Here is a 23,260-nt window from a genome sequence, read left to right on the forward strand (position 1 = left end):
ACGGTTTTTGATCGTGACTGAGAGCTGCCTTCTGTGGGGGAAGGGCGGCTCTCATTTTTGTCCGGATGTTTCCGGCACTTTGCCCGGGAAACAAAGGCGGGCAAAATCAGACTGATTTTTTCCACAGCCCATGGAGATTGCAGTAAGCGTAAGCCGCAGCAGGAGCATCCCCCTCCTCCAGGGTGAAGGATGCCACCGGCTCGCAATCAGGGGTCAGTGGAACGCGCATGATACAGCCGGCTTTCGTCACAAGGCACACCCATCCGATGCTGTGCTCCTGGTCCATGGGATGGAAAATGTTTCCAACCTTGACTGTCACACGGAGTCCATTCTGCTCCACTACCGGAAGATGTTTTTCCGCTGCGCCTTCAGCGGTTGTGGGCTCCAGGATTTCAAAGGGTTTGCAGGAATCGGGGAGAGCTGCATTGGGAGCCGGTGAAAGGGCCTCCAACACTATGTTGTGGTTTTTGTCAGTCAGGAATACCGGTTCATTCTTCATGAAAATCCTCCGTTCTCAATGATTAGCAGGCCGGCTACATGGAATCAGGCCTGCAATTTTTCTCAGTTTCCATATTATTTTCCCGAAAATGGCGCACTCTATTCATAAAGCAATCCAACAGACCTGGCAGGAACAATAACTTGCTATTGACATATTTCCTACGGGAATAGTATGATATACTCATGTCAGGATAAATTGTAAGATAAAGGACGTGAACATATATGCTTGTATCGACAAAAGGCCGTTATGCCCTCCGCACCATGGTGGATTTAGCCATTCACGGAGACGGCGAGCCTGTTAAAATAAAGGACATAGCCAACCGTCAGGGAATATCCGGCAAATATCTGGAGCAAATTATCTCCATCTTATCCAGGGCCGGCTTTGTGCGCAGCATCAGGGGAAATCAGGGAGGATATTACCTGGCCAGACCGTCTTCGGACTATACAGTGGGTTCTATTTTGAGAATCACAGAAGGAAGCCTGGCCCCGGTGGACTGCTTAAGCGGGGATGAGAACCCCTGTGCCAGGCAGATGGACTGTGTGACCCTGCGCCTGTGGCGCGAGCTGGATGAGGCCATCAGCGGAGTGGTGGATAAATATACGTTGGAGGATTTGGTCCAGTGGCAGAAAAGCATGAAGGATAATTATGTGATATGATAACTAAATGAAACAGGAGCGAAATTTCCTATGGGACAGATTCTGAGAATTTCAGCTTTTATCAATCAGTGGAAGAAAGACAGGAGGGTAAGAACCTGCATTACAGTGGCTGCGGTGTTTGTATCCGCGCTTATCCAGTCTTATGCGCTGCAGGTTTTTGTGCGGCCGGCCGGTATCATATCCGGCGGATTTACTGGCATGGCCATGCTTGTGGAACGGCTGGGGGAATTGAAAGGGCTTAATATTCCCATGCAGGTCACCATGCTTTTGCTGAATATTCCGGTGGCAATCCTGTGCTGTAAGGGAATCAGCATCCGTTTTACAATATTTTCCCTGGTCCAGGTATTTTTAAGCAGTATTTTCCTGCAGATATTTAACTTCAGCCCCATCTTTACAGATGAAGTGCTGAATGTTATTTTTGGAGGCGTCATTTTTGGAAGTGCAATCGTCATTGCCCTCCGGGGAAACGCCTCCACCGGAGGCACGGATTTTATAGCCCTCTTTGTATCCAACCGCACCGGGCTTTCCATCTGGTCCTATGTGTTTTTTGGAAATGCTGTCATGTACTGTTTTTACGGCGCTATTTTTGGCTGGAAGCACGCGGGATATTCCATTATTTTCCAGTTTATCTCCACCCGCATGATTTCCGCCTTCCATCACCGCTATGAGCTGGTTACTCTTCAGGCAACTACCATAAAAGGACAGGAAGTGGTGGATGCCTATATCAGTCATTTCCGCCATGGAATGTCCTGTGTGGAAGCCATGGGAGGGTACAGCAAAAAGAAAATGTACCTGTTAAATACAGTCATATCAGCCTATGAGGTAAACAACGCCATCCACATCATGCAGGAAGCAGATGAGCATATCATCATCAATGTGCTGAGGACACAGCAGTTTGTAGGCAGGTTTTACCGGGCGCCCTTGGAATAGGACTGGGGATGAATAATTATAAAAAGAGAGCAGAGGGATATCTGCGGCTATGCCAGAATGTGTTTAAAAATTCATTCCAGCCCGCAGATATCCCTTATGATTGCTCCGGCAATCACAAGTCCTGCCACAGGCGGCACAAAAGATATGCTTCCGGGAGTGGCGCGGCGGCACCCGGTATCCTCCGCCGTCTGTCCGGGCGTAAGGGGCTGCTCCGGTGACCAGCAGACCTTCAGTCCGGAGATATTCCTGGCTTTTAATTCCTTGCGCATCACCTTGCAGAGAGGGCACACAGAGGTCTGGGAGATATCGGATATCCGGAGGAGTTCCGGGTGAAGCTTGTTGCCGGTACCCATGGAAGCAATCACAGGGATACCGTGGGAGGCGGCAAAGCCTGCCAGGGCCAGCTTTGCGGTCACTGTATCGATGGCATCCAGGATATAATCCACAGAGTTGCCCTGCCCCATCTGGAGCTCCATATGTTCAAAAAGGCTTTCTATATTATCGGGTAGTACGAATTCCTCAAAGGTAATAACCTGTGTGCCGGGACAGATGTCGGCAATTTTTTCCTTCATGACCCGGGTCTTAAACTGTCCGATGGTACTGTGGAGCGCAATACTCTGCCGGTTAATATTTGTAAGGGAGACCGTATCATTGTCCACAAGAATCAGGCGGCCCACGCCGCATCTGGCCAGGGCCTCCACTGCATGGGATCCAACTCCGCCCACCCCGAATACGGCTACTGTGGAGTTCTTAAGGGTATTCATTTTTTCGGCGCCTATGAGCATTTCAGTTCTGGAAAATTCATTTATCATAATAGAAATAACTCCTGTATTTTATTTGTTTTTATGATTGTATAATAGAATTGGCGGGATGTAAATGGGGATTTTCCCCCAAAACCATACACCGAAACCTTACAGGGTCCCAGTGCCCATCCGGCCCAATTCCTCCCTATATTTTTCTGCCAATCTGTGGTATATTAAATCAAAACAATTATTTTCAATGGAGGCCAGAGATGAAAGATGGATTTTTAAGGGTAGCAGCTGCCACGCCAAAGGTCAGGGTGGCTGACCCACAATATAATGCACAGCAGATTATGGATTTGATTGGCCAGGGATACAGCAGGGGAGTGAAGCTTATGGTATTTCCGGAACTTTGCCTTACTGCGTATACATGTGCGGACCTGTTTGGCCAGAAGGCCCTGTTAAGAAAGGCCAGGGAAGAACTGGACCGTATTGTCCGGTTTACGGACGGAAAGGATATTCTGGTGTTTTTGGGGCTTCCCTGGGAGCGGGATGGCAAGCTCTACAATGCAGCGGCAGCCATCCAAAAAGGGAGGCTTCTAGGCATAGTGCCAAAGAGAAACCTGCCTAATTATTCGGAGTTTTATGAGGCCAGGAATTTTTGCCCGGGCAATGAGCGGGCAGTGATGACAAACTGGAATGGAGAAAAGGTTCCTATGGGCACAAACCTCCTGTTTAAGTGTAAGAACATGCCGGAACTTACGGTGGCGGCTGAAATATGCGAGGACGTGTGGGTGCCATGCCCGCCCAGTATCAGACACGCGCTGGCCGGGGCCACAGTGGTGGTGAACTGCTCTGCCAGTGATGAGACCACAGGCAAGGACATGTACCGCCATGATCTGATATGCAGTCAGTCGGCCAGGCTGGTGTGCGGTTATGTCTATGCCAATGCAGGGGAGGGAGAATCCACCCAGGATTTGGTATTTGGAGGCCAGAATATTATAGCTGAAAACGGGACATGCCTGGTAGAGTCCAGACGGTTTATCAACGAGAGTATATGTGCTGACATGGATTTGGAACGTCTGGACAGTGAGCGCAGACGTATGAGCACATTTCCGGACCCGGCGGCTGCCAGGGAGGAAGGCGGATATCTGGCTGTGGAATTTAACCTTGACGCGGTTTTGGAGGACAGCCCCGGGAGCCAGAATGCCCAGGCCGCGGGTTCTTCACAGCCAGGCGGTGATGTGCTTCGGTATGTGGACCCGGCTCCCTTTGTGCCCAGGGATGAGAGACAGAGAAACAGGCGCTGTGAGGAGATTCTTTCCATTCAGGCCATGGGCCTTAAGAAGCGCCTGGAGCACACGGGATGCCGTGAAGCAGTGATAGGATTGTCGGGAGGACTTGACTCCACGCTGGCTCTGCTGGTGACCGTGAGGGCATTTGACAGTCTTAAGATACCCAGGTCCGGCATACATTGCATAACCATGCCCTGCTTCGGGACCACGGACAGGACTTATAATAATGCCTGCACTCTGGCGGGAAAGGTGGGGGCGGAACTTCGTGAAATTAATATCAGGGAAGCGGTGACACGCCATTTTGAAGATATCGGTCATGATATGGACAGGCATGATGTGACCTATGAAAACAGCCAGGCCAGGGAAAGAACCCAGGTCCTCATGGATATTGCCAATGAGGTGGGAGGTCTGGTAATAGGAACCGGTGACATGTCGGAGCTTGCGCTGGGATGGGCTACCTATAACGGCGATCACATGTCCATGTATGGTGTCAATGGGTCGGTTCCCAAGACCCTGGTCCGCCATCTGGTCCGCTACTATGCGGATACATGCAGGGAAAAGGAGCTGGCGGATGTGCTTCTTGATGTGCTGGACACACCTGTGAGTCCTGAACTTCTGCCCCCGCAGGACGGCCGGATTTCTCAGAAAACAGAGGATTTGGTGGGGCCTTACGAGCTTCATGACTTTTATCTCTATTATATACTCAGATACGGATATGCCCCGTCCAAGATTTACCGTCTGGCGTTCCAGGCGTTTAAGTCACAGTATGACAGGGAGACTATCCTAAAATGGATGAACGTGTTCTACAGACGTTTCTTCAGCCAGCAGTTTAAGCGTTCCTGCCTTCCGGACGGGCCTAAGGTAGGTTCTGTGGCGGTTTCTCCCAGAGGGGATTTGAGGATGCCCAGCGATGCATCGGGCAGGCTGTGGCTGGAGGAACTGGAAGGCATCAAATAAGCAGTGTCAGGAGAATGGATACGGATGATTAACAGTACATCGAACAAGCAGGTAAAGCGTGTTGTGAGCCTGAGAAGCAAAGCAAAGGCCCGGCGGGAAGAGGGCATGTATGTGGTGGAGGGCCTCAGAATGTGCAGGGAGCTGAACCCGGAGGATGTGGATGCCCTGTATGTTACGGAGAATTTTGCAGGGAACCGGGATAACAGGAAATGGATGGAGCGGTTCCGGCCGGAGACAGTCAGCGATGCGGCCATGAATGTTATGGCAGATACGCGGACGCCCCAGGGAGTGCTGGCCGTGGTGAGGCAGAAGCGCTATACCATGGATGACATTGTGAGACCGGCGTCAGGCGTCAGGCCATTGGCTATCATGGTCCTGGAGACCATTCAGGACCCCGGAAACCTTGGAACCATTATCCGGGCAGGGGAGGGCGCCGGTATCACAGGCATTGTTATGAATCATGCTACGGCAGATTTATATAATCCAAAGGTTATACGCTCTACGATGGGGTCCATATACAGAATGCCCTTTGTGTATGCGGATGATCTGCAGGATGCCTGCCTGCTCATGAAAAATAAGGGTGTGCGTCTTTTTGCGGCCCATCTGAAAGGCATGAATAATTATGACCAGGAGGATTATACTGACAATGTGGGCTTTTTAATTGGAAATGAGGCCAATGGTCTTACGGAGGAAACCGCCTCGCTGGCAGACTGCCTGGTGAAGATTCCCATGGAGGGAAAGGTGGAATCCCTGAACGCGGCGGTTGCTGCTTCCGTTCTTATGTTTGAGACTGCCAGACAGAGAAGAAGCTGCCGGCAGTGACAGAACCGCGTCAGGAATGAGCGTTCCGGTGGAAACAGCGTAAGGAAAGGACTTCCGGCCATATCTGCCCGCAGGAAGGAGAAGGTGCATATGTTATCAGTTGGATGGCTTGTATCATTTTTGATTTTTCTGGGAGTGGAGCTGGCCTTTGGCTGCCTGACGTCCCTGTGGTTTGCCGCAGGGGCCATAGGCGGATTTGCGGCAGCCCTGGCCGGGCTGCCTATGGAGGCGCAGCTGGCAGTGTTTGTGGCCGTATCATTCCTTACGCTTATTCTTATACGTCCTGTGGCATTTATGCTGGGCAGACGGGAAAGGGCAGGTGGACATCATTAAGCTGCGGCTGGACTTGAGTAAGGAATATGGAATTGTCCTGGAGGGAGGAGGCGCCAAAGGCGCTTATCAGGTGGGGGCCTGGCGTGCCCTCCGGGAAGCGGGCATCCGGATAAAGGGCGCCGCGGGTACCTCCGTTGGCGCCTTGAACGGTGCCCTTATTTGCATGGATGATTTTGAAAAGGCGGAGCGCATTTGGGAGAATATCAGCTACTCCAGGGTCATGGATGTGGACGACGAGCTTATGGAGCGTCTGAGAAAGTTCAGCCTTAAGGATATTTCCAGTCTGGCATCCCTGAATGTGGGGGAACTCATAACGGGGGCCATACGGGTCCTGAGGGACGGCGGATTTGATATCGCTCCCCTCAGGGCTTTGATTGAGGATGTGGTGGACGAGGAGAAAATACGAAACTCGGACAGGGAGCTGTATGTGGTAACCTACTCCATTTCTGACCGGCAGCCCCTGATTGCCAATGTAAAGGAGGCTCCGGAAGGCACGGTGGCGGACCTGCTTATGGCCAGCGCCTATCTGCTGGGCTTCCGCCAGGAACGGCTGGGCGGCAAGTATTATATGGACGGCGGCGGAATCAATAATGTGCCGGTGGATGTGCTGCTGGACAGAGGATATAAGGACGTGATTGTCCTGCGGATATATGGTTATGGCGTGGATACGGAAAAGAAGCTGGAGGTACCGGGAGGGGTAAACCTGTACCATGTGGCGCCCCGGAGGGATTTGGGCGGCCTTCTGGAGTTTGACAGACGCCGGGCGAGAAGAAACATGCTGTTGGGATATTTTGACGGAAAACGTATGCTTTATGGTCTGGCGGGACGTGTCTATTATATTGACGCGCCGGAAGGTGAACCATATTACCTTGACAAGATGATGTCAGAGATACAAAGCCTCCTCTCTTACATGAAGCCGGAGCTGGAAGCGGCAGGGGAGGTAAAAACCGGACGGGAGGTGCAGAAGGAAACCATCGCGGGATACCGCGTATACACAGAGCAGATATTTCCGCGGCTGGCAAAGGAACTGAAACTGAAGGAGGGGTGGGACTATAAGGAGCTTTACCTGTCCATACTGGAGGATTTGGCAAAACAGTACCGCATAAGCCGTTTTAAAATTTATACAGTGGAGGAACTTCTGCGCCTGATTCACAAAAAAGCCGGTACCGCGGCATTAAAAGCCATGATTCCGGTACTTGACAGCGGCACTCAGGTGTAGTATATTATGCATAAAGATGCATAAATATAAATAACTATGCGTTTTTAAACAGGAATGCACGTTTATTTATTGCAGAAAAACAAGCCGAATCCATGGCAGGACATGGGTGGCGGAATAGGGAGGACGCTATGAATTTAAAAGGAAGGCATTTTTTGACACTGAAGGATTATACACCGGAGGAGATTACATACCTGCTGGATTTGGCAGCGGACCTGAAGGATAAAAAGAAAAAGGGAGTGCTGGCAGATTCGCTGCGCGGAAAGAATGTGGCCCTTATCTTTGAGAAAACCAGTACCAGAACGCGGTGCGCCTTTGAGGTGGCGGCCCATGATCTGGGTATGGGTACCACCTATCTGGATCCGTCAGGGTCACAGATTGGAAAGAAAGAAAGCATTGCAGATACGGCGAGGGTTTTGGGAAGGATGTATGAGGGTATTGAATACCGTGGTTTCGGACAGGAAATCGTGGAAGAGCTGGCAAAGTACGCCGGTGTGCCTGTATGGAACGGCCTGACCAATGAGGACCATCCTACCCAGATGTTAGCGGATCTTCTGACCATCCGCGAGCATTTGGGATGTTTGAAAGGCTTAAAGCTTGTGTATATGGGAGATGCGCGCTATAATATGGGTAACTCCCTGATGATTGCCTGCACAAAGATGGGCATGCATTTCGTGGCCTGCGCTCCGGCTAAGTATTTCCCGGATCCATCCCTGGTCAAGGAATGCGAGGCCTATGCGGCGGCCAGCGGCGGTTCCGTTACCCTCACCGAGGATGTGGCGGAAGCTGTTAAGGGAGCGGATATCATTGATACGGATGTGTGGGTATCCATGGGCGAGCCTGACGAGGTATGGGAGGAGAGAATTAAGGACCTGACTCCATATAAGGTGACAAAGGCTGTCATGGACCTGGCTGGACCTAAGGCCATTTTCCTGCACTGCCTGCCCTCATTCCATGACCTTAAGACCAAGATTGGCAAGGAGATGGGAGAACGTTTCCATGTGTCCGAACTGGAGGTAACAGACGAAGTATTTGAGTCCGGCCAGTCTGTGGTGTTTGACGAGGCTGAGAACCGGATGCATACCATCAAAGCAGTTATGCTGGCAACGTTAGGAGAATCATAATATATGCAGGGACAGAGAGGACGGAGTGAACGCCATTCCGGGGTATTCCTGGACATGGTACACCTGATGCTTGGGATTGCCATTGTAATCCTGGCTGTGCTGTCATTCATTAACCCGGAGGGAAATCATATGCTTTTCCCTCTGGTGTTTTTACTGGCAGCCTTGTTAAACGCGGTAAACGGAATATTTGAGCTTAAGACCAGAGGAAGGGATAAGAAGAAGTTTGGCGCCAGCATCCTGCAGCTGGCTTTGGCGGCAGGACTTATGGTCCTTGGCATTTTAAGCGCCGTCAGTATCTGGGCATAGAGGAGCGGCATATGAAGACAGAAATTTTACGGATGCTTAAAAGCACCGGGGATTACCTGTCCGGACAGCGGCTGTGTGAGATGCTGGGAGTTTCCCGCACTGCTGTCTGGAAGGCAGTAGGTGAACTGAAGGAAGAAGGATATGTAATAGAGGCGGTCCGGAACAGGGGATACCGTCTTGTGGAAGGTGCTGATGTCATAACCCAGGCTGAGCTTGCATCCATGCTTCATACGCAGTGGATTGGGACCAGGCTGGTATATTTTGATGAGACGGATTCCACGAATACAAGGGCCAGAAAACTGGCGGAGGAGGGAGCCCCCCACGGAACACTGGTGGTGGCAGACCGCCAGACAGCGGGAAAGGGGCGGAGGGGAAAAAGCTGGGTCTCCCCGGCCGGCACAGGCATATGGATGAGCATGGTGCTCAGGCCGTCCATGTCTCCTATGAGCGCATCCATGCTGACTCTTATCGCAGGACTGGCAGTGGTCAGGGGTGTGAAGGAGAGTACGGGACTTGAGGCTATGATTAAATGGCCCAACGATGCGGTGCTGAATGGAAAAAAGATATGCGGAATCCTTACGGAGATGAGCACGGAGGTGGAATGCATCCGCTATGTGATTCCGGGAATCGGAATCAACGTGAATATGGATGGTTTTCCGGAGGAAATCAAGGCCACTGCCACCTCTCTTAAGCTGGAAGCGGGCAGGAGCATCAAGCGCAGCTTAGTCATTGCCGCGGTGGCGGATAATTTTGAATATTATTATGATATCTTCATGAAAACATGCGATATGTCAGGTCTTAGGGATGACTACAATAAGTCACTTGTCAATCTGGGCAGGGAGGTTCTGGTACTGGACCCCAGAGGCCAATATAAAGGAAAGGCCCTGGGCATTGACGGTGAAGGCAGCCTTTTGGTCAGACGGGAGGACGGAAATGTATCAGCCGTCATTTCAGGAGAGGTATCGGTAAGAGGTATATATGGATATGTATGATACAGGACATTTGTATGACCGCCTCCAGGTACTGGAGAGGGAGGAGATGCCCCTTGGACGCAGGGAACGGCTCAGCTTCATGGAACGCCCCCTGCTGGCCTGGTATTCATCCAGGGCCCGTTCCCTTCCCTGGAGGGATGACCCGGAGCCATACCGGGTATGGATATCGGAAATCATGCTCCAGCAGACCAGGGTAGAGGCGGTCAAGCCCTATTTTGAGCGCTTCATGGAAGCGTTTCCCACTGTGTCACATCTGGCACAGGCAGAAGATGATTATCTCATGAAGATGTGGGAAGGCCTGGGATATTATAACCGGGCCAGAAATTTAAAGGCAGCGGCCCGGATGATTATGTCAGAATACGGCGGCTGCCTTCCTGCATCCTTTGATGAACTGATCCGGCTGCCGGGAATCGGAAGCTATACAGCGGGGGCCATTGCCTCTATCGCCTACGGCATTCCGCTGCCGGCTGTGGACGGCAATGTGCTCCGCGTCATATCCAGGGTCCTGGGGGATAGGGAGGATATAAAAAAGGCCTCTGTGAAGGCTGGCATCGAGGCAGAGCTTAAGGACGTGATGCCGCGGGATGAGGCCAGCCATTACAACCAGGGACTCATAGAAATCGGAGCCCTGGTGTGCATACCGGGCGGCGAACCCAGATGCAGCCAGTGTCCCCTGGCATCCATCTGCCTTACCAGAAAAAACGGCTGGTGGAAGGAGATTCCGTACAAATCTCCGGATAAGGCGAGGAAGATTGAGGAACGGACCGTTTTTATCATAGAATACCAGGATAAGGTGGCCATACGCAAGCGCCCTCCCAAGGGGCTGCTGGCTTCCCTCTACGAGCTTCCCAACATTGAGGGAAAGGCTTCCGGGGAGGCAGTGCCGCAGGTGCTGGGACTTGACCGGGAGCAAGTGGAGTCGGTGGAGCAGCTGCCGGAGGCAAAGCATGTGTTTTCCCATGTGGAGTGGCACATGACCGGGTACAGGGTGGTTCTCTCAAAGGAGGAGAACCCTCTGTCCTGCTTCATGGTATCCAGGGAGGACCTGGAGCAAACCTACGCTTTGCCCAATGCATTTAATGCATATACAAAGCTGATTGGATAAGATTGACAAAAATGGTTACACTGAAAGGGAGGAATGCAGGATGAAAAAAATGTTGTTTGTATTCAATCCCCGTTCCGGTAAGGAACAGATTAAGGGACAGCTGATGGAAATACTGGACATCTTCACCAAGGCCGGGTACGAGCTTCGCGTCCATGTGACCCAAAAGCAGAAGGATGCCATGGACGTGGTGGCCAGGCTGGGCAAAAAGGTGGATGTGGTGGTGTGCAGCGGCGGAGACGGCACCCTCAATGAAACCATATCCGGGATGATGAAGCTTAAGAAAATGCCGCTTTTGGGCTATATTCCTGCCGGCTCCACCAATGACTTTGCCACCAGCCTGGGAATACCCAAGCGCATGCCTCTGGCTGCCTGGGATATCGTGGAGGGAACCCCCTTTGCCATTGACACCGGAACCTTTTGTGAAGACAGGAATTTTATGTATATAGCGGCCTTTGGGGCTTTTACGGAAGTGTCCTATCTGACATCCCAGGACAGGAAGAACCTCCTGGGACACCAGGCGTACATGCTGGAAGGTGTAAAGAGTCTGGCAGGACTGAAGCCCTATCATATGAAGGTGGAGTGGGACGGACAGGTGCTGGAGGAGGATTTTGCCTTTGGCATGGTGACCAATACCATCAGTGTGGGCGGGTTTAAGGGACTGGTGAATCAGTCTGTGGCTCTCAATGACGGTCTCTTTGAGGTGCTGCTCATACGGATGCCGAGGACACCGGTGGATTTGAGCAATATTATCTCCTATATGTTTCTCAGGGAAGAACCAAATGAGTATGTGCATAAGTTCAAGACATCATCCATACGCCTTACTTCGGAACAGGAGGTGGACTGGGTGCTGGACGGCGAATACGGCGGCTCCAGGACCGAGGTCACCATTGGAAATATCAGGGAGAACGTACAGATTCTGTTGAGGAATCATCCGGAAGAGGAATCAGGGCGGAAACAGATAGAATAAAAAATAATGTCGAAAATTGTTGAAATAAGGTTTTCGATAGTATATAATGATAAGTTGTGGGAGTTTCCACATTTACCTTTAAGCGAAAGGACGTTTATCAGTGGAAAAGGACGATTTTTTAAAGAAGCTGGAAAAGCTGGTCGAACATGCAAAAACCAAACACAACACATTGGATGCAGGGGAGATTAACGATTTTTTTACCGGGGATAATCTGTCACCGGAACAGATGGACCAAATTTACAGTTACCTGGAGGGCCGCAGCATTGATGTGGTTCCCGTACTGGACGAAGCGATGCTTACCGAGGACACTGTTCTGCTTGATGACATTGATTTGGACCTGGATTTAGACGACGACAGCTTCATTAAAGATGCAGAAGAGGAAGAAATCGACCTGGATGCAGTGGACCTGTTAGAGGGAATCGGAACAGAGGACCCGGTCCGCATGTATCTCAAAGAAATTGGCACCGTGCCCCTTCTTACGGCAGACGAAGAACTTGAATTGGCCCAGCGTAAGGCTGACGGCGATGAGTTTGCAAAAGAAAGGTTAATCGAGGCTAACCTGCGTCTTGTGGTCAGCATTGCAAAGCGCTATACAGGCAGGGGCATGAGCTTTCTGGACCTGGTACAGGAGGGCAATTTAGGACTGATCAAGGGCGTGGAAAAGTTTGACTATACAAAGGGTTACAAACTAAGTACATATGCTACATGGTGGATCCGCCAGTCCGTTACAAGGGCTTTGGCAGATCAGGCGAGGACAATCCGAGTACCGGTGCATATGGTAGAGACCATCAACAAGATGTCCAAGATGCAGAGAAAGCTGACGCTGGAGCTGGGCTATGAGCCTTCCGTTACAGAACTGGCAGAGGCTCTTGATATGACGGAAGATAAGGTTATGGAAATCATGCAGATTGCCAGGGAGCCGGCTTCCCTTGAAACGCCCATTGGTGAGGAGGACGACTCCAACCTGGGTGATTTCGTGGCGGACAACAACGTGGTGACGCCGGAGGGCAATGTGGAATCCGTTATGCTGCGGGAACACATCGACGCCCTTTTGGGAGATCTTAAGGAGAGGGAGCGCCAGGTGATTGTGCTGCGGTTCGGACTGGAGGACGGCCATCCACGTACATTGGAGGAGGTGGGCAAGGAATTCAATGTAACCAGGGAACGCATCCGCCAGATTGAGGCCAAGGCTCTCAGAAAGCTGCGCAATCCGGTGAGAAGCAAACGAATCAGGGATTTCCTGTAGGTCTTACCATACAGGTGCTTCTGACTCAAAAGGCTTCTGGTGTGTTTGTTATGGTCAGAAAATTCGGGAGCAATTCAAAAGAGAGGCCGTAAACGGGCGGCCTCTCTTTTTGGCAGGTAAAAATAACAGTGGATTCAGGAAAGGATGGCAAAGAAATGACACAGCCGGGACAAAAACGCAACTACCAGAAGGAATTGGACAGGCTCATAGAGGGACTGCAGAGAGAGGGCCGCATCCCTAAGCTGCTGCTGCACAGCTGCTGTGCTCCCTGCAGCAGCTATGTGCTGGAATATCTGAGCCAATACTTTGATGTGACCGTGTATTATTACAATCCCAATATTTTTCCTGAGGCGGAGTATGAGGCCAGGGTGAAGGAACAGGAGCGGCTGATACGGGAAATGGCTGCTGCAAGGCCGGTCCGGTTCCTGGCAGGCAGCTATGAACCGGAGGAATTTTTCTCTATTGCCAGGGGCCATGAGAAGGATCCGGAGGGAGGGGAGCGGTGTCACCGCTGCTATGAACTGCGTCTGGACCGCGCCGCCAGAGAGGCCGCGTCAGGGGACTTTGATTTTTTCACGACCACCCTATCCATCAGTCCCTTAAAGAATGCCCGGTGGCTCAATGACATCGGATGCAGACTGGCCGGCCAGTATGGAATCCCTTATCTGGTTTCGGATTTTAAGAAGAAAAACGGCTATAAGCGTTCTGTGGAATTATCCGCATTGTACGGACTTTACCGTCAGGATTACTGCGGCTGTGTCTATTCACGGGCTGAAGCGTAAAAATCGCGGCTGCGGGAATAATGCCGGCGCTTTTTTCTGACCCTGAGATTGTGAAAAAGTTGCTTAGGATTTTTCCGATTAACTTGACATAGGAAGTCAGATGTAATAGAATCTTTCATAAGGGACATGGGCAGTGTCCAAGAGTACAAAATAGTGAATAAGGAGAGTGTATTATGATCAGCAAAACATTAACGGTTGTAAATCCATCCGGATTGCACTTAAGACCAGCAGGAGTTCTTTCACAGACAGCTATGAAGTTCAAGAGCGACATCACAATTGAATGTGGGGAGAAGAAGATTGTTGCTAAGAGCGTTCTGAACGTTATGGCAGCCGGAATTAAGTGCGGCACTGAGATTAACCTGATTTGTGACGGCGAGGACGAGGAAGAGGCCATGAAGACCCTGACCGAGGCCATTGAGAGCGGATTGGGCGAGATGTAATCTGCTTTTGCAGCAACATAATTAAATGAAATTCACGAGAATGACCGCAGGCGGTACCTAGAGACAGGTGCCGTCTTTTTTTGAATTTAGTTTATAAAATCCCCCATTTATACAAAGAAAGGAAGAAATATTTATGGAATCCAAACAGAAACAGCCCGGACTGTATGAACCACGTTTTGAACACGACAACTGCGGCATCGGCGCCGTGGCCAATATTAAGGGTATCAGGAGCCACCACACAGTGGACCAGGCCCTTCATATTGTTGAAAATCTGGAACACAGGGCAGGAAAGGACGCCGAGGGCAAGACAGGGGACGGTGTGGGAATCATGCTCCAGATTTCCCACGGATTTTTTAAGAAGGTGACAGAACCTCTGGGCTTTCAGATAGGAGGCGAGAGGGAGTATGGCGTGGGCATGTTCTTCTTTCCCCAGGATGAACTGATTCGCAGCCAGGCCATGAAGATGTTTGAGATTATTGTGCGCAAGGAGGGTATGACATTCCTGGGATGGCGGGTGGTCCCCACCGCGCCTGAGATTCTCGGAAAGAAGGCCCTGGACGTGATGCCCTATATTGCCCAGGGCTTTGTGGGTAAGCCCGCCGGAATGGAGGCAGGACTGGATTTTGACAGAAAGCTTTACATAGCCCGCCGCGTATTTGAGCAGAGCAACGAGGACACCTATGTGGTATCCTTAAGCAGCAGGACTATTGTGTATAAAGGCATGTTTCTGGTGGGTGAGCTGAGGCTGTTTTTTTCAGATCTCCAGGATGAAGATTATAAGTCGGCCATTGCCATTGTACATTCCAGATTCAGCACCAACACCAATCCCAGCTGGATGCGGGCCCACCCCTACCGCTTCATTGTCCACAACGGCGAAATCAATACCATCCGCGGCAATGTGGATAAGATGGTGGCCAGGGAGGAGAACATGGAATCCGAGTATTTCAGGTACGACATGCACAAGGTGCTGCCCATCATAAACCAGGAAGGCTCTGATTCCGCCATGCTGGACAATGCCCTGGAATTTATGGTTATGAGCGGTATGGATCTGCCTCTGGCTGTCATGGTCACCATTCCCGCGCCCTGGGAAAATGACAAGTATATGGACAGCGAAATAAAGGATTTCTACCGATATTACGCCACCATGATGGAGCCGTGGGACGGTCCTGCTTCCATCCTTTTCACGGACGGCGACGTGGTGGGGGCTGTGCTGGACAGAAACGGGCTTCGTCCCTCCCGGTACTACATAACAGAGGACGGTTACATGATACTGGCCTCCGAGGTGGGCGCCATAGACATTGACCAGACAAAGGTGGTGAAAAAGGACCGCCTGCGCCCCGGCAAAATGCTGCTGGTGGACACAAGGCAGGGAAGGCTCATTGATGACGATGAGCTTAAGCACTACTACGCGTCCCGCAACCCATACGGGGAGTGGCTGGATTCCAACCTGTGCAGTATAAAGGACCTTCCGGTTCCCAACAAATGTATTCCCGCCATGAAGGACGAAGAACGTCTGAGACTCCAGAAAACATACGGTTACACCTATGAACAGTATAAGACCATGATTCTTCCCATGGCCCTTAACGGGGCGGAGGCAGTGTCCGCCATGGGTGTGGACACTCCCCTGGCCGTGCTTTCTAAGAAGCACCAGCCTCTGTTCAACTATTTTAAGCAGCTCTTTGCCCAGGTAACCAATCCGCCCATTGACGCCATACGTGAGGAAATCGTGACCTCCACCACAGTCTATGTGGGCGAGGAGGGCAACATACTGGAGGAGGCAGCGGAAAACTGCAAAATCCTAAAAGTGGAGAATCCCATCCTGACAGAGACGGATTTGCTTAAAATTAAGAACATGAAGAAGTCCGGTTTCAAGGTGGAGGTGATTCCCATTACCTACTACAAGAACACATCCCTGGAAAAGGCCATTGACCGCCTGTTCCTGGAGGTGGACCGGGCTCACAAGGACGGCGCCAACATCATCATACTCTCAGACCGGGATATAGATGAGAACCATGTGCCCGTTCCGTCCCTGCTGGCTGTGTCGGCCCTGCAGCAGTACCTGGTGAGGACCAAGAAACGCACCGGCGTGGCTCTGATACTGGAAAGCGGTGAGCCCAGGGAGGTCCACCATTTTGCCACCCTGCTGGGGTACGGGGCCTGTGCCGTCAACCCATATCTGGCCCACGAGTCCATTCGTTCCCTGATTGCCTCCGGCATGCTGGATAAGGACTATTACGCGGCTGTCTGCGACTATGATCTGGCTGTGCTCCACGGCATTGTGAAGATTGCCTCCAAGATGGGCATATCCACCATCCAATCCTACCAGGGCGCCCAGATATTTGAGGCCATCGGCATTTCAAAGGATGTGGTGGATAAATATTTTACGGATACGGTGAGCCGTGTGGGCGGTATTACATTGAAGGATATTGCAGGGGATGTGGATGCCCTTCACTCCGCTGCCTTTGATCCCCTGGGGCTGGATGTGGATTTGACCCTGGAAAGCGTGGGCAGTCACAAGTCCCGCTCCGGTGAGGAGGATCACCTTTATAATCCTCTGACCATCCACCTCCTTCAGGAGGCGGCCAGGACAGGTAATTATGATATTTTTAAACAATATACGGCCCAGGTGGACAGAGAAGATAAGATGTACCATCTGCGTTCCCTGATGGATTTTGACTTTCCAGAGGACGGAGGCATCTCCCTGGACCAGGTAGAGCCCGTGGAATCCATTGTCAGGCGGTTTAAGACAGGGGCTATGTCCTATGGATCCATCTCCCAGGAGGCTCATGAATGCCTGGCCATAGCGATGAACCGTATTCACGGCAAATCCAACACTGGGGAGGGCGGCGAGAGCCTGGACCGCCTGATTCCCGGACCGGCAGGGAACAACCGCTGTTCCGCCATCAAGCAGGTGGCATCCGGCCGTTTCGGGGTTACCAGCCGCTACCTGGTAAGCGCACAGGAGATACAGATAAAAATGGCACAGGGTGCAAAGCCGGGCGAGGGCGGCCAGCTACCCGGGGGAAAGGTCTATCCGTGGGTGGCAAAGACCAGACATTCCACTACGGGAGTAAGTCTTATCTCGCCCCCGCCCCATCATGACATCTATTCCATTGAGGACCTGGCCCAGCTCATATACGATTTAAAGAATTCCAACACCAGGGCCAGGATATCCGTCAAGCTGGTATCAGAGGCAGGAGTGGGCACTGTGGCCGCCGGCGTGGCCAAGGCAGGGGCTCAGGTAATCCTTATTTCCGCATACGACGGAGGAACCGGGGCAGCCCCAAGGAATTCCATTTACAATGCAGGGCTTCCATGGGAGCTGGGGGTGGCAGAGGCCCATCAGACCCTGATTATGAACGGGCTTCGCGACAAAGTGATTCTGGAGACAGACGGAAAGCTTATGACCGGAAGGGATGTGGCAATGGCCTGTATGCTGGGAGCGGAGGAATTCGGCTTTGCCACCGCACCGTTAGTAACCCTGGGCTGTGTGATGATGCGCGTCTGCAACCTGGACACATGTCCCATGGGCATCGCCACCCAGAACCCGGAGCTTAGAAAACGTTTCAGAGGCAAACCGGAGTATGTGGTGAACTTTATGCAGTTCATAGCCCAGGAGCTGCGCGAGTATATGGCAAGGCTGGGGGTGCGCACCGTGGATGAGCTGGTGGGCCGCACGGACCTTTTAAAGAGGCGTGAGAACCTTCCCCTTGGCCGGGCCTCTCAGGTGGATTTAAGCAGGATACTGGATAACCCCTATGAAGGCCGGGATGTGGCAGGTTACAGTGGAAAACAGGTCTTTGATTTCCACCTGGAGGACACCATGGATGAGCAGGTGCTTTTAAGAAAATTCAAAAGCGCCCTTGGAAGCGGCCAGAAAAAGAGTCTTCAGGTGGAAGTGTCCAATGTGAACCGCACCCTGGGAACCATATTCGGATCCGAGATAACCAGGAAATATCCGGAAGGGCTTTCTGATGATACGTTTACCGTCAGCTGCAATGGAAGCGGGGGACAGAGCTTTGGGGCATTTATCCCAAGGGGACTGACTCTGGAGCTGTCAGGGGATTCCAACGACTATTTCGGCAAGGGACTTTCCGGCGGCAAGCTGGTGGTGTATCCCCCGAAAGGCGTGCTTTTTAAGGCTGAGGAGAATATCATAATCGGCAATGTGGCCCTGTACGGAGCTACCAGCGGAAAGGCGTTCATAAACGGAATCGCGGGGGAGCGCTTCTGTGTCCGAAATTCAGGAGCAACCGCCGTGGTGGAGGGCGTGGGAGACCACGGCTGTGAATATATGACAGGCGGCTGCGTGGTTGTGCTGGGAACCACGGGCAAAAACTTCGGGGCCGGCATGAGCGGCGGCATTGCCTATGTGCTGGATGAGGACCGCAGCTTTTACAAGCGTCTCAATAAGGAGCTGGTATCCTTTGAGGAGGTGACCAACAAATACGATGTACTGGAACTGAAGGGCCTGATTGAAGAACATGTGGCCTGCACCAACTCTCTGAAAGGCAGGCGGATCCTGGAGCGTTTCAGCGAATATCTGCCCAGGTTCAAGAAGGTTGTTCCCCATGATTACCGGCGCATGATGAATGCCATTGTACAGATGGAGGAAAAGGGACTGAACAGCGAACAGGCGCAGATTGAGGCATTTTACGCCAATTTAAGAGGTTAAGGAGGCAGAACAATCATGGGAAAAGCAACAGGATTCTTAGAATATGAGAGAGAAGTGGGAAGGGGCGAAGCTCCTGAGGAACGGATTAAAAACTGGAATGAGTTTCACACAACCTTAAGTGAGGAGGAACAGAGACGCCAGGGGGCCAGATGCATGGACTGCGGTGTACCATTCTGCCAGTCAGGCATGACGATTGGCGGTATGGTCAGCGGATGCCCGCTGCACAATTTGGTGCCGGAATGGAACGACCTGGTGTATACCGGCAACTGGAAACAGGCCTACAACCGTCTTAAGAAAACCAACAGCTTCCCGGAGTTCACCTCCAGGGTATGCCCGGCCCCCTGCGAGGCGGCCTGTACCTGCAGCCTGTACGGGGATGCGGTGACCGTGAAGGAAAATGAGAGGGCCATCATCGAAAAGGCATACGACAGCGGATATGCCCTCCCAAATCCTCCCTCCATCCGCACCGGCAAAAAGGTGGCGGTTATCGGATCCGGTCCCGCGGGCCTGGCTGCTGCGGACCAGTTGAATAAACGGGGGCACAGTGTCACTGTATTTGAGCGGAACGATCGTGTGGGCGGCCTGCTGATGTACGGAATACCCAACATGAAGCTGGAAAAATGGGTTATTGACCGCAAAGTGGATGTGATGAAGAAGGAAGGCGTCACCTTTGTGACGGGAGCGGATGTGGGCAGGAATTACCGGGTCAACAAAATAAGGAAGGAATTTGACCGCATCATCCTGGCCTGCGGGGCCTCCAACCCAAGGGATATTGATGTGCCGGGCAGGGACAGCGCAGGCATATACTTTGCAGTAGATTTTCTGAAAGCCGCCACCAAGAGCCTGCTGGATTCCGGGCTGGAGGACGGAAGCTGCATATCGGCAAAGGATAAGCATGTGCTGGTAATCGGAGGCGGAGACACTGGAAATGACTGTGTAGGCACATCCATCCGGCACGGCTGCGCCTCAGTCACCCAACTGGAAATGATGCCCAAACCTCCCGTGGAGCGGGCGGAGAATAATACCTGGCCTGAATGGCCCAGAATCCTCAAGACAGATTACGGCCAGGAGGAGGCCATAAGCGTGTTTGGCTCAGATCCAAGGCAGTACCAGACCACAGTGAAGGAATTCATAAAAGACGGGGAAGGCAAGGTATGCAAGGCCATAATCACAAACCTGGTACCCAGGAAAGACGAGGAAACCGGCCGCACCGTCATGGCAGCCGTGGAAGGCAGCGAGCGTGAAATTCCGGCCGACCTGGTACTCATAGCCGCCGGCTTCACAGGAACCCAAGCCTACGTAGCAGACGCCTTCGGCGTAGAGCTGGACGCCAGGACTAACGTAGCTGCAGAACCCGGCGCCTACCGCACCAGTGCGCAACAGATATTCACAGCCGGCGACATGCACAGAGGCCAGTCCCTGGTAGTATGGGCCATACAAGAAGGCCGCGAAGCCGCCAAAGCCGTAGACAGGGATATGATGGGGTATACAAACCTGTCCTAGCTGCAGGCAGTGCGCATAGAGGCATGGAAGGCCGGGAAGGCAAGCTCGCTTACCTTCCCGGCCTTGCGTGACTCTATGCATACGGTGCCAGCCGTCCATCTTGAAGGAGCGCAGCGGACCTTTACCGAATCGGACTGGCACGCCCGGAGCGGCTTGATAAGGGAAGATATATTTATCTCACATACCACAGGTTGAGATATCACGGGAAGGCGGCCAAGAAAATGATGGATTTCGTGCTGAAACGAAGTCCGCTGGATGAGATATAGTCGATATTCAGACACTATGAAAAAGAGGAAGAATATGTTAGAGTAAAGCAATCAGAACACCTCAGATTATCTCAGAGCATCTCAGACTATATTAGAGCATCTCAGATAATATCAGTGCATATCGGACAATATCAGAGTATCCTGACACTAACCTCCCCCTCCGCATACCAATCCTGTCAAACGCATTCCGCAGAAAACAGCAGCCGGAAAAACGCCGGAAAACCGTCCGTGCGCCGCCAAAGAACCGCTAAAACACTTCCTGATATTATCAGAAAAATCCACACAGTTTCTATTTGACGTCAATAGTCAAAAACTGTATAATTGAGTAAGAATTTGGAAACCTGTGGTGTAACCCAGGGCAGGAGAATAATATGATTGCATTAAAAGCAGAGGATGTGAAGACATTTACATCCAAACTTTTCCTGAAGGAAGATTTTGACAGCTTCCTGGTTAAGGAAGTGAACATTGTCACCTATAATAATTTTACCATCGACGGACACATCAGGCAGGGATATTATACAGACGAGGAGCTGGAGGAGAACCGGATTGAGTCCTTTTCCTCCTGGAAGGTGCTCCGCCCCGTATGTTTTTCGCTGATTAAAGGAAAAAAGCTGCCGGGGAGCTTCCATATTGTCCTGCTGCTTCCTCCTTCGGACACAGAAAAATTCGCTTCCGCTTCCGGAAGCGGTATAAGCGGTGAACAGATACAGGGACTTTATCTGAATATCCGTTACGAAGACGGAGCATTATATTGTGTGACGGGAACTTCGCTGAACTTTTTTACCATGGACAAGGCCCTGGAAAATGAGTGGGACAAGGCGGTGGCAAAGTTCATGCGTTCCCATGAAATAATATGTACCTAACGTACCCGCAGACTCAATAACGGTACTGTGCTGCGTAAGCCCCGCTGTTCAAAGAGGGATTTACGCAATACAGTACCTATATTTAGTATGTCCCAGGAGAAGGGGGAGGATAACATATGGATAAAATGGAATTGTCTAAGAGAGTGGGGCAGCTGGTCAGTGAGGCGGCCTCCAAGGAAGGACGTCTGGAGATGACCCAGGTGCTGGATCATTTCCGGGATGTTCAGATGACACCGGAGGAGATGGAGGAAGTCTATCTGAAGCTGGAGCGCAAAGGTGTCCACATACAGGCTCCCGAGGAACCGGAAGAAGATTTGCCGGAGGGGGAGTTTCTTTTAGACGATGATGCCGAGCTGGAACAGCTGTCCCTGGTTAAGGAAGATTTCCGCTGGGGAAGAGACCGACTGGACCAGGATGATATGCTGGACGGGGGCAGTATAGGTTCCGGAGGCGAAGAAGAGGAAGAGGAGGACTACGACGGATATGGCCAGGAGCGGCTTCTGGAAGGTGTATCCACAGCCGATCCAATCCGTGAATACTTAAAAGAAATCGGCTCCATTCCGCTGCTTACACCAGAGGAGGAATCAGACCTGGCAAGACGCAAGTCAGAAGGCGATGTGGAAGCGGGCCGCAGGCTGGTGGAGGCCAACCTGCGCCTGGTGGTAAGCATTGCCAAACGATATACCGGCAGGGGAATGAGTTTTCTGGACCTGGTTCAGGAGGGAAACCTGGGGCTTATGAAAGCAGTGGAGAAGTTTGACTATGCCAAAGGTTACCGTCTCAGCACCTATGCCACATGGTGGGTGAAGCAGTCCATTACCAGGTCCCTGGCGGACCAGTCCAGGACCATCCGGCTTCCGGTCCACATGGTGGAGGCGGTGAACAAAATCCGCCGTGCCCAGCGCAGCCTGTCCGTGAAACTGGGACGGGAGCCGTCCATGGAGGAAGTGGCTGAGGAAGTGAACATGTCCGAGAAACGGGTGACGGAGCTGATTCAGGCATCGGGTGATACCGTATCCCTGGAAACACCGGTAGGTGACGAGGAGGGCTCCAATCTGGGGGATTTTGTGGCGGACGACACCAATGCTTCCACAGAGGACAAGGCGGAGAGCTTTCTTTTGCGGGAGGAGATTGACAGCATGCTTCAGGGGCTGAATCCCCGGGAGCGTGATGTCATCATTCTGCGTTTTGGCCTGGAGACCGGACATCCCCTGACCCTGGAGGAAGTGGGAAAACGGTTCAACGTAACCAGGGAGCGTATCCGCCAGATTGAGACAGCTGCTCTCAGAAAGCTTCGCAATCCCTCCAAGAGCAAGAAAATCAGGGATTTTCTCCCATAAAAAGGAATTCATTATAGCCCGTTGTATCCAGACGGGAAAATGGTGTAAAAAATGGTGTAAAATTGAGCCTTGACATGATGATTGAAAATTGAATATTTGTACAACTGAATAAGTCCATGAGTATGTAGCTGCATCGCATATTCACGGGCTTATTTATTACCTCTGCGGTGCGCTCATTCCATCTTAAAGGTCAATGTATATAT

General features: G+C 51.8%; 20 protein-coding genes. 18 read left to right on the top strand and 2 right to left on the bottom strand.

Annotation, left to right across the window (positions count from 1 at the left end):
• Positions 1-106: 106 nt before the first annotated feature.
• A complete protein-coding gene (locus LA360_RS00510; RefSeq protein ID WP_022201608.1) occupies positions 107-499 on the bottom strand; it encodes a desulfoferrodoxin family protein in 393 nt (130 codons plus the stop codon).
• A 221-nt stretch (positions 500-720) separates the two neighbouring features.
• On the opposite strand from LA360_RS00510, the gene LA360_RS00515 reads away from it, so the two are divergent.
• Positions 721-1,155, top strand: coding sequence for an RrF2 family transcriptional regulator (locus tag LA360_RS00515; RefSeq protein ID WP_002587598.1), 435 nt, complete (start codon positions 721-723; stop codon positions 1,153-1,155).
• 30 nt (positions 1,156-1,185) lie between these two features.
• Positions 1,186-2,085, top strand: a complete 900-nt coding sequence (locus LA360_RS00520; protein WP_002587599.1) for a YitT family protein — start codon at positions 1,186-1,188, stop codon at positions 2,083-2,085.
• A gap of 71 nt (positions 2,086-2,156) precedes the next feature.
• On the opposite strand, the gene LA360_RS00525 is transcribed toward LA360_RS00520, so the two are convergent.
• Complete coding sequence (locus LA360_RS00525; protein ID WP_022201607.1) at positions 2,157-2,897, bottom strand: tRNA threonylcarbamoyladenosine dehydratase; 741 nt, start codon at positions 2,895-2,897, stop codon at positions 2,157-2,159.
• Positions 2,898-3,097: 200 nt separating this feature from the next.
• Here LA360_RS00525 and LA360_RS00530 point away from each other — a divergent pair, with 200 nt between their 5' ends.
• From LA360_RS00530 to LA360_RS00605, 16 genes are all read left to right on the top strand, one after another.
• Positions 3,098-5,077: an NAD(+) synthase gene (locus tag LA360_RS00530; protein ID WP_002587601.1), complete on the top strand. Its 1,980-nt coding sequence runs from the start codon at positions 3,098-3,100 to the stop codon at positions 5,075-5,077.
• Between the two features lie 24 nt (positions 5,078-5,101).
• Complete coding sequence (locus tag LA360_RS00535; protein ID WP_089775665.1) at positions 5,102-5,899, top strand: TrmH family RNA methyltransferase; 798 nt, start codon at positions 5,102-5,104, stop codon at positions 5,897-5,899.
• A 90-nt stretch (positions 5,900-5,989) separates the two neighbouring features.
• The gene (locus tag LA360_RS00540) at positions 5,990-6,232 is read left to right on the top strand and encodes an NfeD family protein (RefSeq protein ID WP_002587603.1); all 243 of its coding nucleotides are present in this window, start codon (positions 5,990-5,992) and stop codon (positions 6,230-6,232) included.
• Positions 6,219-7,451: a patatin-like phospholipase family protein gene (locus LA360_RS00545; RefSeq protein ID WP_022201604.1), complete on the top strand. Its 1,233-nt coding sequence runs from the start codon at positions 6,219-6,221 to the stop codon at positions 7,449-7,451. The genes LA360_RS00540 and LA360_RS00545 overlap by 14 nt, the downstream gene beginning before the upstream one ends.
• Before the next feature lie 128 nt (positions 7,452-7,579).
• Entirely contained in the window at positions 7,580-8,572 is a 993-nt protein-coding gene (argF, locus tag LA360_RS00550; RefSeq protein WP_002587605.1) for an ornithine carbamoyltransferase, read from the top strand.
• Positions 8,573-8,575: 3 nt separating this feature from the next.
• Complete coding sequence (locus tag LA360_RS00555; protein WP_022201602.1) at positions 8,576-8,878, top strand: DUF6637 family protein; 303 nt, start codon at positions 8,576-8,578, stop codon at positions 8,876-8,878.
• 11 nt (positions 8,879-8,889) lie between these two features.
• Positions 8,890-9,870 carry a biotin--[acetyl-CoA-carboxylase] ligase gene (locus LA360_RS00560; RefSeq protein ID WP_112481611.1) on the top strand — a complete coding sequence of 327 codons (981 nt, stop codon included), beginning with the start codon at positions 8,890-8,892 and terminating at the stop codon, positions 9,868-9,870.
• Positions 9,857-10,975 carry an A/G-specific adenine glycosylase gene (gene mutY, locus LA360_RS00565; protein WP_112481612.1) on the top strand — a complete coding sequence of 373 codons (1,119 nt, stop codon included), beginning with the start codon at positions 9,857-9,859 and terminating at the stop codon, positions 10,973-10,975. Before LA360_RS00560 ends, mutY begins: the two co-directional genes overlap by 14 nt.
• A 40-nt stretch (positions 10,976-11,015) precedes the next feature.
• A complete protein-coding gene (locus LA360_RS00570) occupies positions 11,016-11,942 on the top strand; it encodes a diacylglycerol/lipid kinase family protein (RefSeq protein WP_022201599.1) in 927 nt (308 codons plus the stop codon).
• Between the two features lie 100 nt (positions 11,943-12,042).
• Positions 12,043-13,188, top strand: coding sequence for an RNA polymerase sigma factor RpoD (gene rpoD / locus LA360_RS00575; protein WP_112481613.1), 1,146 nt, complete (start codon positions 12,043-12,045; stop codon positions 13,186-13,188).
• 155 nt (positions 13,189-13,343) lie between these two features.
• The gene (locus LA360_RS00580) at positions 13,344-13,970 is read left to right on the top strand and encodes an epoxyqueuosine reductase QueH (RefSeq protein WP_022201598.1); all 627 of its coding nucleotides are present in this window, start codon (positions 13,344-13,346) and stop codon (positions 13,968-13,970) included.
• A 173-nt stretch (positions 13,971-14,143) separates the two neighbouring features.
• Positions 14,144-14,410 carry an HPr family phosphocarrier protein gene (locus tag LA360_RS00585; protein ID WP_002564783.1) on the top strand — a complete coding sequence of 89 codons (267 nt, stop codon included), beginning with the start codon at positions 14,144-14,146 and terminating at the stop codon, positions 14,408-14,410.
• A 133-nt stretch (positions 14,411-14,543) separates the two neighbouring features.
• The gene (gltB, locus tag LA360_RS00590; protein ID WP_022201597.1) at positions 14,544-19,085 is read left to right on the top strand and encodes a glutamate synthase large subunit; all 4,542 of its coding nucleotides are present in this window, start codon (positions 14,544-14,546) and stop codon (positions 19,083-19,085) included.
• A gap of 15 nt (positions 19,086-19,100) precedes the next feature.
• Positions 19,101-20,588, top strand: coding sequence for a glutamate synthase subunit beta (locus LA360_RS00595; RefSeq protein WP_112481614.1), 1,488 nt, complete (start codon positions 19,101-19,103; stop codon positions 20,586-20,588).
• A gap of 637 nt (positions 20,589-21,225) precedes the next feature.
• Entirely contained in the window at positions 21,226-21,717 is a 492-nt protein-coding gene (locus LA360_RS00600; protein ID WP_002594440.1) for a DUF5721 family protein, read from the top strand.
• 116 nt (positions 21,718-21,833) lie between these two features.
• Positions 21,834-23,057, top strand: a complete 1,224-nt coding sequence (locus LA360_RS00605) for a sigma-70 family RNA polymerase sigma factor (RefSeq protein ID WP_057571558.1) — start codon at positions 21,834-21,836, stop codon at positions 23,055-23,057.
• Positions 23,058-23,260: the final 203 nt, after the last annotated feature.

The sequence above is a fragment of the Enterocloster clostridioformis genome, from assembly GCF_020297485.1.
GTDB lineage: Bacteria > Bacillota > Clostridia > Lachnospirales > Lachnospiraceae > Enterocloster > Enterocloster clostridioformis.